This window comes from Moritella sp., from assembly GCF_033791185.1.
GTDB lineage: Bacteria > Pseudomonadota > Gammaproteobacteria > Enterobacterales > Moritellaceae > Moritella.
In genome coordinates this window covers 1-16,426 of record NZ_JASJHF010000278.1, presented here as the reverse complement: position 1 = coordinate 16,426, position 16,426 = coordinate 1, and the positions used below count along the sequence as shown (strand labels likewise).

The 16,426-nt window shown below is 41.3% G+C and carries 15 protein-coding genes and 1 pseudogene; 8 read left to right on the top strand and 8 right to left on the bottom strand.

The features are described from left to right. Positions 1-41 precede the first annotated feature (41 nt). On the top strand, positions 42-611 hold the full coding sequence (locus QNK26_RS15790) for an NAD(P)H-dependent oxidoreductase (protein ID WP_319224830.1): 570 nt from the start codon (positions 42-44) through the stop codon (positions 609-611). A gap of 2 nt (positions 612-613) precedes the next feature. Beyond that, complete coding sequence (locus QNK26_RS15785; protein ID WP_319224829.1) at positions 614-2,530, top strand: monovalent cation:proton antiporter-2 (CPA2) family protein; 1,917 nt, start codon at positions 614-616, stop codon at positions 2,528-2,530. 67 nt (positions 2,531-2,597) lie between these two features. Here the strand turns inward: QNK26_RS15785 and QNK26_RS15780 are convergent, their stop codons facing one another. After that, the gene (locus QNK26_RS15780) at positions 2,598-4,025 is read right to left on the bottom strand and encodes a MipA/OmpV family protein (RefSeq protein ID WP_319224828.1); all 1,428 of its coding nucleotides are present in this window, start codon (positions 4,023-4,025) and stop codon (positions 2,598-2,600) included. A 632-nt stretch (positions 4,026-4,657) separates the two neighbouring features. Here QNK26_RS15780 and QNK26_RS15775 point away from each other — a divergent pair. The 3 genes from QNK26_RS15775 to QNK26_RS15765 all read left to right on the top strand — a co-directional run bounded on the left by QNK26_RS15775 (position 4,658) and on the right by QNK26_RS15765 (position 7,372). Then, the gene (locus QNK26_RS15775; RefSeq protein WP_319224827.1) at positions 4,658-5,464 is read left to right on the top strand and encodes an ABC transporter ATP-binding protein; all 807 of its coding nucleotides are present in this window, start codon (positions 4,658-4,660) and stop codon (positions 5,462-5,464) included. Next, complete coding sequence (locus QNK26_RS15770; protein WP_319224825.1) at positions 5,461-6,321, top strand: metal ABC transporter permease; 861 nt, start codon at positions 5,461-5,463, stop codon at positions 6,319-6,321. The genes QNK26_RS15775 and QNK26_RS15770 overlap by 4 nt, the downstream gene beginning before the upstream one ends. Before the next feature lie 85 nt (positions 6,322-6,406). Continuing rightward, the gene (locus tag QNK26_RS15765; RefSeq protein ID WP_319224824.1) at positions 6,407-7,372 is read left to right on the top strand and encodes a metal ABC transporter solute-binding protein, Zn/Mn family; all 966 of its coding nucleotides are present in this window, start codon (positions 6,407-6,409) and stop codon (positions 7,370-7,372) included. Between the two features lie 94 nt (positions 7,373-7,466). Here QNK26_RS15765 and QNK26_RS15760 read toward each other — a convergent pair whose 3' ends face one another. From QNK26_RS15760 to QNK26_RS15750, 3 genes are all read right to left on the bottom strand, one after another. After that, the gene (locus QNK26_RS15760) at positions 7,467-8,558 is read right to left on the bottom strand and encodes a nickel/cobalt transporter (protein ID WP_319224823.1); all 1,092 of its coding nucleotides are present in this window, start codon (positions 8,556-8,558) and stop codon (positions 7,467-7,469) included. Then, positions 8,558-9,247, bottom strand: a complete 690-nt coding sequence (locus tag QNK26_RS15755) for a DUF1007 family protein (RefSeq protein WP_319224822.1) — start codon at positions 9,245-9,247, stop codon at positions 8,558-8,560. The genes QNK26_RS15760 and QNK26_RS15755 overlap by 1 nt, the downstream gene beginning before the upstream one ends. 147 nt (positions 9,248-9,394) lie before the next feature. Further along, complete coding sequence (locus QNK26_RS15750) at positions 9,395-9,751, bottom strand: helix-turn-helix domain-containing protein (RefSeq protein ID WP_319224821.1); 357 nt, start codon at positions 9,749-9,751, stop codon at positions 9,395-9,397. Between the two features lie 112 nt (positions 9,752-9,863). Between QNK26_RS15750 and QNK26_RS15745 the strand changes: the two genes are divergently transcribed. From QNK26_RS15745 to QNK26_RS15735, 3 genes are all read left to right on the top strand, one after another. After that, positions 9,864-11,198, top strand: coding sequence for an aldehyde dehydrogenase family protein (locus tag QNK26_RS15745; RefSeq protein WP_319224820.1), 1,335 nt, complete (start codon positions 9,864-9,866; stop codon positions 11,196-11,198). 55 nt (positions 11,199-11,253) lie between these two features. Then, a complete protein-coding gene (locus tag QNK26_RS15740; RefSeq protein WP_319224819.1) occupies positions 11,254-12,048 on the top strand; it encodes a 2OG-Fe(II) oxygenase in 795 nt (264 codons plus the stop codon). A gap of 138 nt (positions 12,049-12,186) precedes the next feature. Beyond that, positions 12,187-12,816, top strand: coding sequence for an SHOCT domain-containing protein (locus QNK26_RS15735; RefSeq protein WP_319224817.1), 630 nt, complete (start codon positions 12,187-12,189; stop codon positions 12,814-12,816). A 136-nt stretch (positions 12,817-12,952) separates the two neighbouring features. Here QNK26_RS15735 and QNK26_RS15730 read toward each other — a convergent pair whose 3' ends face one another. From QNK26_RS15730 to QNK26_RS15715, 4 genes and pseudogenes are all read right to left on the bottom strand, one after another. Next, entirely contained in the window at positions 12,953-14,899 is a 1,947-nt protein-coding gene (locus QNK26_RS15730; protein WP_319224815.1) for an EAL domain-containing protein, read from the bottom strand. A 4-nt stretch (positions 14,900-14,903) separates the two neighbouring features. After that, positions 14,904-15,587 (bottom strand): transglutaminase-like cysteine peptidase, encoded by a 684-nt coding sequence (locus QNK26_RS15725; protein WP_319224814.1) that lies wholly within the window; start codon positions 15,585-15,587, stop codon positions 14,904-14,906. A gap of 32 nt (positions 15,588-15,619) precedes the next feature. Further along, positions 15,620-16,264, bottom strand: a complete 645-nt coding sequence (locus tag QNK26_RS15720) for an OmpA family protein (RefSeq protein ID WP_319224813.1) — start codon at positions 16,262-16,264, stop codon at positions 15,620-15,622. Then, positions 16,264-16,426, bottom strand: a pseudogene (locus tag QNK26_RS15715) (channel protein TolC); the annotation flags it as partial. The pseudogene QNK26_RS15715 and the gene QNK26_RS15720, both read right to left, overlap by 1 nt.

Genomic DNA, 16,426 nt, shown 5'->3' with positions numbered 1-16,426 from the left:
CAGTATAAAGATCTATTTCAATAAAGGATGATTGAAAAAATATGTACAAAATTCTCGTTTTATTTGCCCATCCTGCATTACAAAAATCAATTGCGCATAAGTCATTATTTAATGAAATTCAAAATATTGAAGGCATTACTTGCCACGACCTTTACGATACCTACCCTGATTCATTTATCGATATTAAGCATGAACAAACCTTATTGCTCAATCACGACATTATCGTATTGCAATTCCCTCTCTATTGGTATTCATGTCCAGCCATATTAAAAGAGTGGCAAGATCTGGTACTTGAACATGGTTTTGCTTATGGGGAATATGGCAATAAACTGGTTGGTAAAAAAATCATGCTGGCAATCTCAACGGGGGGCAGTGCTAATTCTTACTCTACGACTGGCTACAATGAACATGATATTAGCCAATTTTTATTGCCTTTTAGCCAAATGAGTAAGCTGTGTAATTTAGAATACCTCACCCCATTTGTCGTTCATGATATTCATAAACGCCACGATACCACGCGAATTGCACAGAAAACTCAAGAATACCGCCAGCTATTATTAAGGTTACAACAAAGTGATGACGCTGCAATGGCAGTAATGGAGAGCAACTAACCATGGAACACGGCGTATTATTTAATATCTTTATCTACCTTGCTGCGGGAGTGGTCGCAGTACCGATCGCAAAACGCTTGGGACTCGGCTCAGTACTGGGCTATTTGATTGCTGGCGTGATTGTCGGTCCCTATGCGCTCAGTTTGATATCAAACCAAGAAGACGTCATGCATGTTGCCGAGTTCGGTGTCGTCATGATGTTATTCTTAGTCGGTTTAGAATTAAGACCCGCCTTATTATGGCAATTAAAAATGCCTATTCTTGGTACGGGTGGCTTACAGCTTTGCGCAACGACGTTCTCTATCTTTGTCATCCTGCTGACTTGTGGTCTGGCTTGGCAAACAGCACTCGCCATCGGCTTAATCGTGGCACTGTCATCTACCGCGATTGTGTTACAGAATTTGCAAGAACGGGAGTTAATGAAAACCGAAGCCGGTAAAAATGCTTTTGCGGTATTATTATTTCAAGATATTGCGGTGATCCCGATCCTCTCGATACTGCCTCTGTTAGTCATTCAGGATACAGCTATCGTGGAGTCGACAACATCAGGCTGGCTTAGCGCATTAATGATCGCCGGTGTAATTGCCGGAATCATCATCGGTGGTCACTTTCTGGTGGTGCCGCTATTACGTATTATTGCTGGCTCACGCTCACGTGAAATTTTTATTGCTACCGCACTCGCATTGGTTGTCGGTATTGCATTAGCAATGGAAGCCGTGGGGTTATCTGCCGCCCTTGGAACATTCTTAGCAGGCGTGGTATTGGCTGACAGTGAATATCGCCACGAACTTGAAAGTGATATAGAACCGTTTAAAAGCCTCTTACTCGGTATTTTCTTTATCTCAGTCGGGGCTAGCATTGACTTTACCCTGTTACTTGATCAGCCGATGTTAGTCGCACTACTTGTCACTGGGCTTATTGCGGTTAAATTTATCGTGCTATTTATCACTGGGATTGTATTCAAGATCCAGCGTAGTCAAAATTGGTTATTTTCATGTGCGCTGGCACAAGGTGGTGAATTTGCTTTTGTACTTACCTCATTTGCACTACAACGCCAAGTACTTGATAATGAAATAGCCAGTTTGCTGGTACTGGTGGTGACTTTATCTATGGTATTTACCCCATTGTTATTGATTATTTACGATAAAATAATCGCCCCCACATTCAAACGTAAAATTCCAGCCGCCGAGAGCGAGGCCACACCTGAACATCAAATTCCCGATGATACCGACAGTGCAGTCATCATCGCGGGTTTTGGTGGTTTTGGACAGGTTGTTGGCCGACTGCTGCATGGTTACCATATTAATACCACCATCTTGGAAAATGACGTTGGCCAGATAGAATTATTACAGCAGTTCAAATACAAGGTATTTTATGGTGATGCCGAACAGCTCAATTTATTACATTCTGCGGGGGCTGATAACGCCAAACTGTTTATTATTGCGGTTGAAAGTGCCAGTAGAACCAAGCGTATTTTAATTAAAGTTAAAAAGCATTTTCCACACTTAACAGTATTAGCACGCGCGACCGATCGTAACCACGCGCAACAATTAATCCGTCTCGGTGCAGATCATGTATTTCGAGAATCTCTCGACTCTGGCATAAGCTTAGGCGTGGAAACATTAAAAGCCTTAGGGATGCGTGCAAACCAAGCGCATCGTGCAGGCCAAGTATTTCGTCGTCATGATGAAGCGGTATTACATGAAGAAGCAAAACGTAAACACGAACAAGAACCGGAGTTTATTAATCGCAGTCTGACTGAACGTCGTATTCTGAAAAAGTTATTAGGGTTAGATGCGTTAACTTATTACGATAATCTCAATGATGCTTGGTCAACAGAAGCGCACAGTAACCAAGATAAAAATACCGTCAGTAACTTGGCCGCTGCACACAAACACAATAAATCGAGCAGTGAGTAGAGCTAATCACACCGGTTAATGAGATCAGTTATCTACCAACTTATTTACTACCAACAACCTTAGCTGGCTAGAAATGCCACTGTAGATAAACCGTTTGATAATTACTGCCGCCTTTAATACGGCCAAACACCGAGCTACTCTCGAAGATACCCGAACGGTGGTGAATGCTATAACCAAACCAAGTCTTTGCTAACGCTTTATTATTAAATATATCACCTACATTCACATCCAAAGAAACATCAATATAGTTAAGTAATTTTGATGAGTTTTCATAACCTCGTTTACTGTCTTCACCAGTTAACTCAAACCCTTCGATATAAGTAATATTGGATACATATGATAAACCTTCAGCAACACCCAAACGCCAGCGCGGACCCAACTCAAACGTATAAAACGCTTTGATCGCTAATACTGCTTCAGCAATATCTTTCTGCACATCAGAGCTATAATGCCATACCAGTCCCGGAGTAAAGTAAATATCAATCGGCATCGTTAATAAACTATCAGCAACCTGAGTACCATAGAATATCGAACTCATTTGGTTATTTTCACTATCACGTTCGGTTTGGAACTTTAAAATATCGCCGATATTAGACGGCGTAGCCCAGCCATGCGCTACACGTAGGTATTCATCATTTTTGTCTTTTATAGCCGAGATAACAAATGGTTTGTTTGGATCGGGATAAAAAGCGATACCAAGAAAAGACTCCAATTGATAGTGCTTCTCCACAGTCGCTAAATCATACACATCATCTTCCAAACGTGTCACACCAAGTTCGCCAATTAAATGCAGATTACTGGCGACATGATAGGCACCTTTAATACCACCTGTCGCAGACACACCACCACCAGCCTTTTCAAGCTCAAATCCATAGTAATAATCATTAAAATCAGCACTTTTCCACTTTAGTTCCGCAAAGGGGATCAACGACCACCGGCCATCTTGCCAGCGATATTGCGCTCGCGTATAACCATAAGTACGCTTGTAGCCATCTGATAATACTGCAATATCAGTTTCCCATGGACCATCGAAATAACGATACTGTAAGCCAAAATCAAAAGACTGGCCTTTTACTTTATTCTGAAATTCTTGGGGAATGTCATTAAATCGAAACCGGCTGTACACATTCACTTGATGATCCGCATTTTTCCATAAATGCACACCACCTTCTAAGCCATTAATAAAACCATAGTCATTTTCAAAGCGGATAAGTGGCAAAATATCATACACAGCAGTATCTTCACTTAAATCTGATACTGCGAAAGGTATATCAGCACGGCGCATACCTATCGCTACGCCCCAATTATTAACTGGTAATACAGGTGGTTCTATCGAGGTCACCACAGTACGTTCAGTCTGACTCTCGTCTTCAATAGATACCTCTGAGGACGTTGCTGAATTATCAATATCAGCGGTACTTTCAGCGTAGACAAGACTTGGAGACAAACTGAAAATACAGGCGAGACCGATAACATGGCGATGACTTAGTAACATAACTTTTTTTAATACCTTCAAGTTATAAATAACGGTTTTTATATTACTAATTACAATAATAAATCACAATACAAATATTGATAATTAGATACCTACTAGTTAGCCCCCTGCTGACATCAGGCAGGGCAAGTTAGAGCTAAATCCGACGTAAGACGTTCATCATTTGCAGATCGCCAAGGCTAAAATACACATATAAAGCGCGACATACCTCGAAGTTTAGATTACGAATCTAAATTAAACCGTAAAAACAGCCCAGCGAGTAAACGACCGACTTAAGTTACGGAATGAGAATTCAATACGCCAAGAGTTAAGCAAGCCAGCTCATAACTTAGCGACGATAACACGACAAAGTCCCATGTATTTAGCGACTGTAGTTTTGTCGTATTTATCACCATGATGACCAAGAATATTGTTATGTTATAACATTAACCTTGCACCAGTTATTGTTATGTTATAACATCTCCAAACTTACAGCGATATAACCAACAATAAAGAAAAATAACATGCCGCACACTCAATCATCCATATCTACGTCCTTATTATTAACCAGTGTATTTACACGATCCGGAATTTCCCTTGCCATCACAGGCGCACTTTGGGTTACATTGCCATACCTTATTGGGTAATCGATAATGATTAAAATTAATAACTTAAGTGTTAGCTATCAACAAAATGTCGCGCTTAGTGATATATCAACAACGATAAATGATGGTGAACTAATCGCGATTGTCGGTCCAAATGGCGCCGGTAAATCAACCTTATTAAAAAGTATCATGCAACAGATTACCGCACATTCAGGTTATATCGACCTCGGTGATTTAAGTTTAAAAGATATTGCTTACTTGCCGCAAAGCATGCAAATAGATCATTCTTTTCCGATCACGGTTACTGAATTTGTATCTGCTGGCGCTTGGCAACGTACCAGTTTTTGGCGGGTATTTAATCGTACCGAACAAAAGTTGTTACAACAGGCACTCGCAAAAGTAAACCTCGAGGACATGGCGGAACGCCAAATTAGTCAGTTATCTGGAGGGCAATTTCAGCGCATGCTCTTTGCGCGTATGTTATTACAAAACGCCGATATTCTCTTACTTGACGAACCGTTTAGTGGTATTGATGCGCAGACAACTGAATTATTAATGGGCGTAATTCAAGAATGCCAGCAACAGGGGAACACCGTTATTGCCGTGATCCACGATCTTGCCTTAGTTCAACGCTACTTTCCAACCACCCTACTTGTTGCTACCAGCTTAATTGCTGCAGGTAAAACCACTGATGTATTAGCTCAACCATATCTGCTACAAGCAGGCTATCAACACTTTGCTCATTGCGCTGTCCATAACACCTTTAATAACCCGGCTCACAATACCGCAAGCAACCGCAGTAACGAAAGAACAGTAACGTCGACTGCAACTAACAAAAAGAACCTCGCATCATGAGTGCACAATTATACGAATTATTTATCGCGCCTTTTGCTGACTTTGTATTTATGCAACGTGCTTTATGGGGCATTCTCGTGCTGAGTATTAGTGCTACGCCAGTCGGCGTATTCTTAACACTAAGGCGAATGAGTCTAACCGGTGATGCGATGGCACATGCCATTTTACCCGGCGCCGCTATTGGCTTTCTTATCTCTGGTTTATCAGTCACCGCGATGACAATTGGCGGTATTGTCGCCGGTTGTATCGTGGCGATATTAGCTGGCATCGTGGCTCGACATTCAAACGCTGAAGAAGATTCAAGCTTAGCGGCGTTCTACTTACTGTCCCTGGCCGTAGGCGTACTCATCATTTCGACTAATGGCAGTAATGTCGATTTGTTGCATGTACTATTTGGGTCCACATTAGCACTTAATGACGATGCATTAATATTACTCACCATCATAGCCAGCGTTTCAACCTTAGCGTTGACATTACTCTATCGACCTTTAGTAATGGAATGTGTTGATCCGCATTTCTTTAGAACCGTCAGCAAACTCAGTGCTGTTGCTCACTATGGTTTTTTATTGCTGGTTGTTCTCAACCTCGTGGCCGGTTTTCATGCGTTAGGCACCTTGATGGCGGTCGGTTTAATGATCTTACCCGCAGCAATCGCTCGATTTTGGTCCAACCGTTTAGGTGGCATGTTAGTCGTTGCCTTTCTCAGTGCCGTACTCAGTGGTTACTTTGGGCTATTTCTTTCCTATCACGCTAGCTTAGCCACCAGTCCCGCGATTGTATTAGTACTCGGATTACTTTACATCACCTCATTAATATTTGGCCGCCAAGGCGGATTACTGTTTAAAAATCGTAATTAGCCTTAATGCTTAACAAGCAGCATTTAATTCTTAAAACAAAATTTAGGCCTTAATTACAATCAAGGCGCTTACAAAGGACAATAATATGTTTAAAACAACGCTCACTACTTCCATGATCGTGCTTGGTTTAACCACCAGTTCAACAGTAATGGCAGAACAAAAGCTAGTTGTCATCAGTAGCTTTTCGATTCTTGGCGATCTTGTTTCAGAGATAGGCCAGCAACACGTATCGGTAACCAATTTAGTTAAAGTTAATGGTGATGCGCATGTATTTAGCCCCACACCTCAAGATGCCAAAGCTATCTCTTCTGCACAATTAGTAGTGATGAATGGATTACAGTTTGAAGGTTGGATGCCACGTTTACTTGAAGCGGCTAACTACCAAGGTGTGCAAGTTATCGCTGCGAATGGCATCGATGAACTTAAAACAAAACAAGGTGGCAGCAAGCATGAACACCATGACCATGATCACGAGCAACATAGCGACGAACATGAACATCATGACCACGCCCACCATGATCACGGAGATATAGATCCGCACGCTTGGCACAGTATTAAAAACGTAAAAATATACGTAAACAACATAACACAAGGATTGATTAAAGTTGACCCAGAAAACCGCCTTGATTATCAACAAAATGCCACTGACTATATTCAGGAGCTAGAGCAGTTAGCAGTAAAATTAGGCGCTCAACTGGCGACAATACCAGAAGCTCAACGCAAGGTGATCACACCGCATGATGCGTTTGGTTACTTCGCGCGAGATTTTAATGTCACCTTCTTAGCACCGCAAGGAACAAGTACAGGTTCAGAAGCCAGTGCCGCTGATGTAGCCAGGTTAATTAAACAAATACGTCATGATAATGTCAACGCTGTGTTTATGGAAAATATCACTGATAATCGGCTGATAGAACAAATTAGCCGTGAAACGGACGCTAAAATCGGCGGCAAGCTATACTCTGATGCGTTATCTTCTACCGACCAATCCGCAGCAACTTACCTAGCGATGATGCAATATAACGTAGACACCATAGTCGACGCATTAAAGTAATAACACTCAGACACAAAAAAGCCCGAAAACATGGTTGCTACTGACCGTTGTGATACGTAGTAGCTCAAGATTTTTGGGCTTTTTTAATCATTGCTTATAACATCGGGGACATACCAACAGGTCGAGATTCAAGTAATAATAACCCAAGTAATATTAATACCAAACCACCAACAATCGGTACAATGAATTTGGTGATACTCACTTGATTATTTTCCACATGATGCTGTTTTCCTGCGTCCAAATAACGTCTTACAGCCTGCTTACCAGTGATCGTCATAATCGCAATAGTCGATGTTGTAAGTGCAGTACCTAAGGCCATAACCACAGCACTAACGATACCAAGCCAATAAATATCAAGCATATTGGCAAATAACAATACCATGATAGCGCCGGTACAAGGACGAATACCAATACTCAGGATAATAGCTAAATACTCCTTGAATGATGAAGCATCGTTAATTTTTTCTGACGACACTACATGCTGATGGCCACAGCCACAGTTACCATCATGGACATGACCAGTTAAAGGCGAAGGCGTGAATGGTGCTTGGTTGACACTCGATAATGGCGTCGAAATCGGCGTTAAGCGTTGAATAACTATATTATGCTCACTGTTTAATGACTTTTTATTGTCTTTAATCGCACGATAGATCGAAACTAAATTACGCCAAATAATGACAGCACCTAATAAAATGATCATATAAAAACTTAACGGAATAAGTAGCTCAGCTTTATGATTAATTTCTCGCATCGATGCATCAAACAGCATTAATAATACCGAAACAACACCCACCGCAACCAAGGCCTGCATAAGTGAAGATACCAGCGTAATAATCAAGCTTAACTTCACTTTAGCATCTTGCGTGGCGATATAAGTTGTTACGATCAACTTACCATGACCAGGGCCTACAGAATGTAAAATACCATACATAAAACTCATTAACATGAGTGACATACCAGCTATTAAGCCTTCATTTTTAGCGGCATATAATAGTTCACTTAGCTCGCTGTTAATCTGCTTTTGCCACTGCATGCCTGTCGTAATTAAGGTTGGCCAGATAATCCAAAGACCGTAACCCAGAATAACCATACTAACGATTACAATTATTAAGTGAAATTTCGTAACAAAATGCGGTTTAATCACATTATCCTTAGCCTTGCGATTATTTGAGAGTAACGATGTCATTATTTATCCTTGTATTCATATCTGCTAAGGTTGCAATTAATTGTCGCAGTTTGAGTAAATAGCTCCCCAAGAGCATCATCTCTAGCAACATCGACAGGTAATGTCATCACATACGCAAGTTGTTCTGATGTCGGTGTGGCATCAATAATCGATAACTTACAGTATTGCGCCAATTGCGGCGATAGCTGAATGGCACTTTTTGCAGGCCAACTCATATCAACATAATAGCTTGGATCATAAATGAGCAATTTAAGATTCTTGTCCGACAAGGTTAAGGGTTTTGCTAGTGGTAAATAAAACGCTAATCTTGCCTTCATTTTATTTTGCGTGAGCGTGCCATTTTCAGCTAATGCATATTTAACTGGTATACCCGCTTCATAAAAATAGGTAAGGTAATGATTGGTTGTCATATTCTGCATAATCGAATCAGCAAGATCTTGTAATGTCTGCGCTTTATTCTCAACAGATAAATCTTCACCGTCTAACATATATGCGGAAGTCATGGCATCAAACTCCCAAGTCATCAAAAAACCAGTGATATGCTCACCGTCCCCTTGGATCTCGGTTTTCATATCTACCCATGAGTGTGGGTGTCCGTAACTACTGATACTGGTAAAAGCCAGCAAAATTAGCGCTAGCTTCCTGAATAGATAAAAATAATTACCTGTTGGTCTTACACTAAGCTTCATTTTAAATTCTCTAAACGGTTATAAATAGCAAATTCGACTAAATGTTATAATATAACATTACAGTATTTAGATAAAGTCCTAAAGTTGATTGTATAACTAAGGATCAGAGACGCTCATTTAAGCACTTACACAGTGAATAATAAAAATTTATATGCCATGCGCTTCCGACCAATCTTTTAAGCGGTTTAAAATATCCAGCGCAGTACGACCAAACTCGGTAATTTCATAAGTCACCGCAATCGGCCTGTCACAGATAACTTCTCGTATAACCAAACCTTGGCTTTCTAATTCTTTTAAACGTTGATCAACCATCTTCTTACTTGCGCCACCGAGCATGCGGGATAAATCATTAAAACGTACAGGGCCATCTTGTAGGTGCCACAGTATGGATGCTTTCCACTTCCCACCCAACATTCGCATTCCACGCTCAACAGAACAAGGTTCTTCACACGGGTTGATAACTTTTTTATGGCCATTAGCCATTGTTTCTACTGTTGTTTTCATTACTCACCACTAGGTTACTAAAAGTATACTGGTTGCTTTTATATCCCAGAGTATCAAAATATAACCTAAACGCACTCATTAAATTGTTATATTTATTCAGGAGATACTACCTATGCCGACGTTAACTTCTTACGATGCTCATACTCGCAACGCTTTAGCCACAGTGGAAATAACCACAGCTGAACAAATCCCTGCATTAATTAATGACTCAAAAAAAGCGCAAACAATATGGGCAGCGTTATCATTAACTGAGCGCCAACAACTTGTCACCCAAGCCTATCAACGACTAGAACCAGTGCAAAATCAACTGGCGATACTGATTAGTAAAGAAATGGGAAAAGACTACCGACGTGCAACCTACGAAGCAGGTGGTACCATTCAAAGTGCCGCTTATTTTGCCAACGAAATTGCGCAAGCACTTACATCTGAGCAACTTGAACACGGCACCGAGCTACAATATCGACCACTGGGTATTGTCGCCGTTATTTCTCCTTGGAATTATCCATTAGCGATGGCGAATAATTTGTTAATGCCAGCCTTGCTTGCCGGCAACAGTGTTATTTTAAAACCATCGGAAGAAACGCCATTAGTCGCCGACTTATTTGTTAATAGCCTAAATCAAATATTACCGGAGGGTGTATTACAACTAGCCCATGGCGATAAACAAACTGGTCGAGCACTTGTTGCTAGCAATATTAATATGGTTGCTTTTACCGGTTCGATGTCGGCGGGTAAAGATATTATGGCGAATGCCGCGCCCAAGTTAAAACGTCTGGTGATGGAGCTAGGCGGTAACGACCCGATGATCGTCATGGCCAGCGCAGACATTGATGCTGCCGTGCAATTTGCGGTTGCCAGCGCTTTTGAAAATGCTGGGCAAATGTGTACATCTACCGAACGAGTTTATGTTGATGCCCGTATTGCTAAAGAATTTGAGCATAAAGTGGTGGCGCTCGCACGTCAATATCAGGTCGGAGCTTGGGATAAACCACACGTCAATATTGGTCCTCTGGTTAATCCAGTGCAACACCAAAAGGTATTAGAGCAATTGCAAGATGCCACAGCAAAAGGCGCGCAGCTATTACTCGGTAGTGATACTTATCCACAACCTTTCATCCAACCAACCGTAGTAACAGGCATTACGCCGGATATGCGTCTAGAGCAAGATGAAACATTTGGCCCCGTCGTAGCCATCAGTCCCTTTAAAGAGATTGGCGAGGCGATCACGCGCGCTAATGATAGTCCTTATGGACTGGGTGCAGTAGTTTTTGGTGGCCAAGGCGCGAATGCAGTTGCAGAACAACTTGAAGCAGGCATGGTAGGTATAAACCAAGGTGTTGGGGGTGGTAATGCCCCTTGGGTGGGCGCCAAACAAAGTGGCTTTGGCTTCCACGGTTCAGCTGCTGGTCATCGTCAATTTGCACAAGTACGCGTTATCAGTAAATAACCCCCCGTCCCTATTTAACCACGCCTATCCATACTTTAAGAGAAGGATTGATTTAATGAATACTAAATCAACAAAGACAAATTCTATCAACGCTGACTTTTTTGTTGCCGCCTATGAACCCGGCGCCGAGCACCCAGCCCTACCGACATGGGCGAACAACAAGGAAAATTTAGCGGGTTTATCAGCGCTTACCAGCAATGACATGTCAAAAAAAGCCATACCACAAGTACCCGGCGCTTTTCAGCTGCTGAATGTATTCTCACCAGAAGAATGCCAACGGCTTATTCAAGTCAGTGAATCAATGGGCTACTTAGCCGACGCCGCCGTTTCTTTACCCCGAGAAGTGCGTCATAACGACAGTCTAACTTGGGTCGTCGATGAACAAACTGATCGTATCATTTGGGATAGAGTTAAGCATTTAATGACCGATGATGAGGGGGTTTTTGCGAATAAACTCGCCTTAGGCATTAACGCTCGTTTTCGGTTTTACCGTTATAGTAAAGGCGATTACTTTAAACCACATTCAGATGGTTCTTGGCCGGGTAGCCGAGTGATTAACAATGAATTAATTGCCGATGCCTATGGCGATCGTTTTAGCCAAATGACATTCCTGATATTACTCACTGACGATTTTGAAGGCGGTGCAACTCGGTTTTTAGTCAATGCCAATGACTCAAGTCAACCAGCACGCCGCGGAGATCAAGTCGCAGAAGTCGATATACGCACACCAGCTGGCAGTGTACTTTGCTTCCCTCATGGCATGCACCCCTTGCACTGCATTCACAGTTCAGAACCTATCTATCAAGGTGTAAAGTACATCATCCGCTCCGATGTATTATTTGAATTGTAACTGTATGCCACCGGACGATAGATTTAAATTTGAAAACTAATCTCATTCCTGTATGGTGAAGCACAATAAACTATCTGTTTACATTGCACTAAATAGACAACGTAAACCATACAATTTGTTCGACATCAGGGAATAGTTATGAATATTATCAGCCAAAAAATGCGTAAATTATTATTGGTTATCGCTTTACCCGTATTAGCTTCAGGCTGTGCAGGTAATATCGAAAAGCTAAATGCAGACACGGAATTTGGTCCTGCACCACAAGCTTACCAACAAACCATTAAAGATTATTTTGCTGAAGAGTTAAATAACCCTGAAGTTGCTGAGTATGTAATTAGTGAACCAATGAAGTTTTATCGCTCACAACCATCGCTCGCAGGTCTTGGTGGTGGTATCAAGTGGCACGCTTGGGTAGCTGAAGTAGGCATTCCAGGCAAAGCGGTATACAAATTCATATCAAGCGGCAACAACGATCTTATCCATTACTATGTTCGCTTTGACGGTAACGACATTGAAACTGTTTATGAAGGTAATGGTTATACTTCACTAAAAAATGAAACCGGTTTTACTGTTGGTGAATACGCAAGCATCGACAACATTACGCTGACAGAAGAAACAGCAAAAGTAATAAACGACGAAAAAGCCGAAGAAGAAGCACAATTAATTAAAAGCTTTGAATCTATTCGAGAGCTAAACAAGCTGTACAAAGAAGGTATTATTACCGAACAAGAATATAGCATGAAGAAAAAATCAATCTTGAACATCTAATCATGTTTAAATAACAATCGTTAATAAAACGCCGGAATATTATGCTTGAACCTTATAGATAGATCTTGTAAATGGATCTTACAAACGGATCTTGTAAATAGTACCGGCGTTTTTATTATCATCAATAACGAGTTTGTTAACAGGCGTCCTCGATATCAATTATATCAACAACATCTTGAGGCGCTGAAATATAACCTTGGTAGCCAGATGTACGTAATGACTGGATCTGCTCTAATTGTTGTTGATTTTCAATCGCAGTCATAATCACCTCAATATTAAGCCCTTTAGCAATATTAACTAAGGCACGACATAACTCATTATTCTGTTGATTGTTACTGTAAAAGGCCAACGATTGATCCAGTTTCACATAATGTGGTTTTAACTGCTGTAAATAACTTAACGACCCCATCTGGCGACCACAATGATCAATGCCAAGCTGCGCTCCGCCAGCACGGATCAGTTCAGCTAAGTCTATACATTGCGCTAAATTATTATTCGCCGCTAATTCAGGGATCTCAAAATAAATCCGTTCTGATAATTCCGTTTTCTGTAAAAACGCAGCTAACCAAGTATGAAATTCAGGGTCTTGTAAACTATCATAAGTCAAATTCACCGCAACCGGTTCGCAGTTAAGCGTTAAAAGATCTTGGTCCACAAGCGATGCTAATAGGCAACGATCTAGCTGACTACCCAAAGATAATAATTCAATATACGGCATAAACTGAGCCGCTCGTACTTGTTTACCATCAATGTTTAATCGGCAATATAATTCACGCTGTAATACCCCATTATTCTCACAATCCAATACTGACTGCCATTGAAAGACAAACTGGTTTTGATTAATCGCGGCGACTAAACGACTACGCCACTGTTCACGGTTAAATTCTTGTTGGTTCTGACTATCAAACCAACTACTGGCTTTATTATTCGCCGCTGCGTGCTGCAAAGCGTTATCGGCCTGCGATAACAATTCGCTAGCTTGCATATCATCGGTACGCTCTGCCACGCCAATTGCAAAACCACGGTTTGGTACACAACCTGCTTTCGACATTTCTTGATTAATCAAACGGATCAATGATTGTAAATACAAATTGATGTCTTGACGCTCACCTTTGGTGATCAGTAACGCAAACTCAGCATTCGCAACACGAGCTATCACACTTTCAGCTATTGGGGGTAACAGCTCTTGCATCCGTAACGCTAATACTCGGATAGTTTCATCACGAACTTGATAGCCATATTTACTGTAGATCTCATCCAGCCAATCCATCTTCACTAATAATAAGCCGCCATAACCAGGGTCGGTTAACCAGCTATTCAGCTGCCCTGTAAGATACTGACGATTTGGTAAATTAGACACGCTATCAATCAAATTATCACGACGTAAGCTATCGACTTCATTATCCAAAGTATTAAACACTTGCTTGAGTTGACCTGACATCGAGTTAATCGATTCAACGACCATTTTTAATTCTGCCGTTTTTGGCAGTGCCATATCTGGGTTAAATACCCGCTGTGCGATCTCGCTGGCATGATTAGCAATGTCATTCAACGGCGTTAACAGTTTCTTCAACCTAAAATGCAGCACTACGATAGATAATAAAAACAATACTGATATCACCAATAACGTATTGTTCATCACTCGCCATAATTCTTGATAGCCTAAACCAGGATGCGCTTCAATCTTCAAATTAGCGAGCTGTAACCACCCAGACGTAATGACACTTTCACTACTTTGGCTACTGAATAAGTCCAAATCAATAAACCATTGCGGAACACCATCCACGACGACCGGATTTTCCCACTCTTGTACCTGTTGATCGACGAGCCAAGTCAAACTCACTTTACGGTAAAAGCCACCTTCAAAGATCACATTGACTAAGGTTTCAGCGGCGACCATATCTCCGGTCTGTAAATGTGGTTTCAACATCAAACTCAACGAGGTACTGGCATTATTTAACTCTGACTCCATTTGATTGGCCATAAAGTTACGCGTTTCAGTAAACTGAAAATAGGCCAAACTTGTCATCACCAATACAAAGAGGCCAAATAACAACGAGTAGATCTGTTTAAATAAGGTCATTCCATTACTCCAAACTCAGCTTTGCTTGCTTAAGATTTGACAAGCCCATACGCTGATTTAAATTGCTCCAACGCTTTAGACGTTGTGATTTACCAGCCAAAACACCTTGGCCTTTTTCTTTGTTTAGCCACAACTGCTTACCGTTAAAACTATATACTGGCAGCAAATCATCACGTTGATCAGCAGGTTTTATCTCTCCATCAATATTATCCAAAATCAGCGGCACAGCCCCTGGCGTTGGATAATAAGCGACCACCATGTGGTATTGATTCAGCGATAACGACTTAACCATAGTGAGTCTCATTTTGTCATCATCGATACCCAGCTCTAATAAACTGAAATATTTAGCAATAGCAAAATCTTCACAGTCACCACCATTAACCCCAATAAACTCTATCGGTGTAGCCCAATAGTTTTCAACTCCCCAAAGTTTACTGTCATCAATAAACCGTAATTGGTTAAAAAAACCATTTATCTGCTCTAGCTTTTCGGCTGTTGTAGCGTCGCCGACATTGGCCATGATAGTTAACCAAGTTCGACCTCGCTGCGCAGCACGTTGACCATAATGTGCATCAAGCGCCGCAACAACTTTTTCATCATTAAGTTGCGGTGCTGATTTGGCGAGTAAACCAAAGACCAACACTGATATAAATACAACAGTGAATTTTACTAATCGGATAGCAACCATCCTATCGATAACAAGATTAATAATAACGATGATTAACGTTTTTTATCAACACTGTAAATCGTCCATTTCATATCTTTAACTAAATTATCACCACTTAATTCTGCGACAATACGGCGATTACGTTTATGCGCTGACTTGCTATTACCTTCATCAAGTAAGCGCTCAAAGCCATAGCCAATAGCAGATACCCGTGAGGTTGTGATGCCAAACTTATTAATCAACAGATCCATCACCGCTTGCGCTCTGCGCTGAGATAGATCCATGTTTAATTCCGCACTACCTTGTCGACTCGAGTGCCCTTCAATGACTACATCTAAATCTGGATAGCGCTGCATAAAATCAGACAGGGCTTCAATATCGGCAAAGTAACGCGCTGAGATGACCGCTGAATTATTACCAAAATTAACGTTTAATGCCTGCCTCACTTTATTAACCGTATCCCCACCACAGCCAACATTATTCACTTGTGAACCCAGAACTGAATTTAAACACTGCTCGCGGTAAGTAATCACCCCATCGGCGTCATCATCACTTAAATCATTAACTTGCAATACTTGTTCTGGCATTAACACGGTTTCTGTTGGCGTCGATGGCGCTGCGGCTTTAGCTTGTATGTCCGCTATTGTTTCACAACCTAACAACAGGAAACTCACCAAAAAAACACTTAATAATTTCATTACTCAACGCCTCCTGCGTATTGATTTTCACCTTGCCAAACAGCAGGTCGAGTCACTCTTAGCGAATCCAATAATTGGCCAGTGGCGTTTAATAAACGATATTGAGTAACTATCTCATTAAACTCAGCATCCACGAACTCTTTACGTGCTTCAAATAACTCA

Excerpts from the sequence above, each read along its gene's own strand:
- QNK26_RS15790 (WP_319224830.1), top strand. The coding sequence starts at position 42 with ATGTACAAAATTCTCGTTTTATTTGCCCATCCTGCATTACAAAAATCA.
- QNK26_RS15785 (WP_319224829.1), top strand. The coding sequence starts at position 614 with ATGGAACACGGCGTATTATTTAATATCTTTATCTACCTTGCTGCGGGA.
- QNK26_RS15780 (WP_319224828.1), bottom strand. The coding sequence starts at position 4,025 with ATGTTACTAAGTCATCGCCATGTTATCGGTCTCGCCTGTATTTTCAGT.
- QNK26_RS15775 (WP_319224827.1), top strand. The coding sequence starts at position 4,658 with ATGATTAAAATTAATAACTTAAGTGTTAGCTATCAACAAAATGTCGCG.
- QNK26_RS15770 (WP_319224825.1), top strand. The coding sequence starts at position 5,461 with ATGAGTGCACAATTATACGAATTATTTATCGCGCCTTTTGCTGACTTT.
- QNK26_RS15765 (WP_319224824.1), top strand. The coding sequence starts at position 6,407 with ATGTTTAAAACAACGCTCACTACTTCCATGATCGTGCTTGGTTTAACC.
- QNK26_RS15760 (WP_319224823.1), bottom strand. The coding sequence starts at position 8,558 with ATGACATCGTTACTCTCAAATAATCGCAAGGCTAAGGATAATGTGATT.
- QNK26_RS15755 (WP_319224822.1), bottom strand. The coding sequence starts at position 9,247 with ATGAAGCTTAGTGTAAGACCAACAGGTAATTATTTTTATCTATTCAGG.
- QNK26_RS15750 (WP_319224821.1), bottom strand. The coding sequence starts at position 9,751 with ATGAAAACAACAGTAGAAACAATGGCTAATGGCCATAAAAAAGTTATC.
- QNK26_RS15745 (WP_319224820.1), top strand. The coding sequence starts at position 9,864 with ATGCCGACGTTAACTTCTTACGATGCTCATACTCGCAACGCTTTAGCC.
- QNK26_RS15740 (WP_319224819.1), top strand. The coding sequence starts at position 11,254 with ATGAATACTAAATCAACAAAGACAAATTCTATCAACGCTGACTTTTTT.
- QNK26_RS15735 (WP_319224817.1), top strand. The coding sequence starts at position 12,187 with ATGAATATTATCAGCCAAAAAATGCGTAAATTATTATTGGTTATCGCT.
- QNK26_RS15730 (WP_319224815.1), bottom strand. The coding sequence starts at position 14,899 with ATGACCTTATTTAAACAGATCTACTCGTTGTTATTTGGCCTCTTTGTA.
- QNK26_RS15725 (WP_319224814.1), bottom strand. The coding sequence starts at position 15,587 with ATGGTTGCTATCCGATTAGTAAAATTCACTGTTGTATTTATATCAGTG.
- QNK26_RS15720 (WP_319224813.1), bottom strand. The coding sequence starts at position 16,264 with ATGAAATTATTAAGTGTTTTTTTGGTGAGTTTCCTGTTGTTAGGTTGT.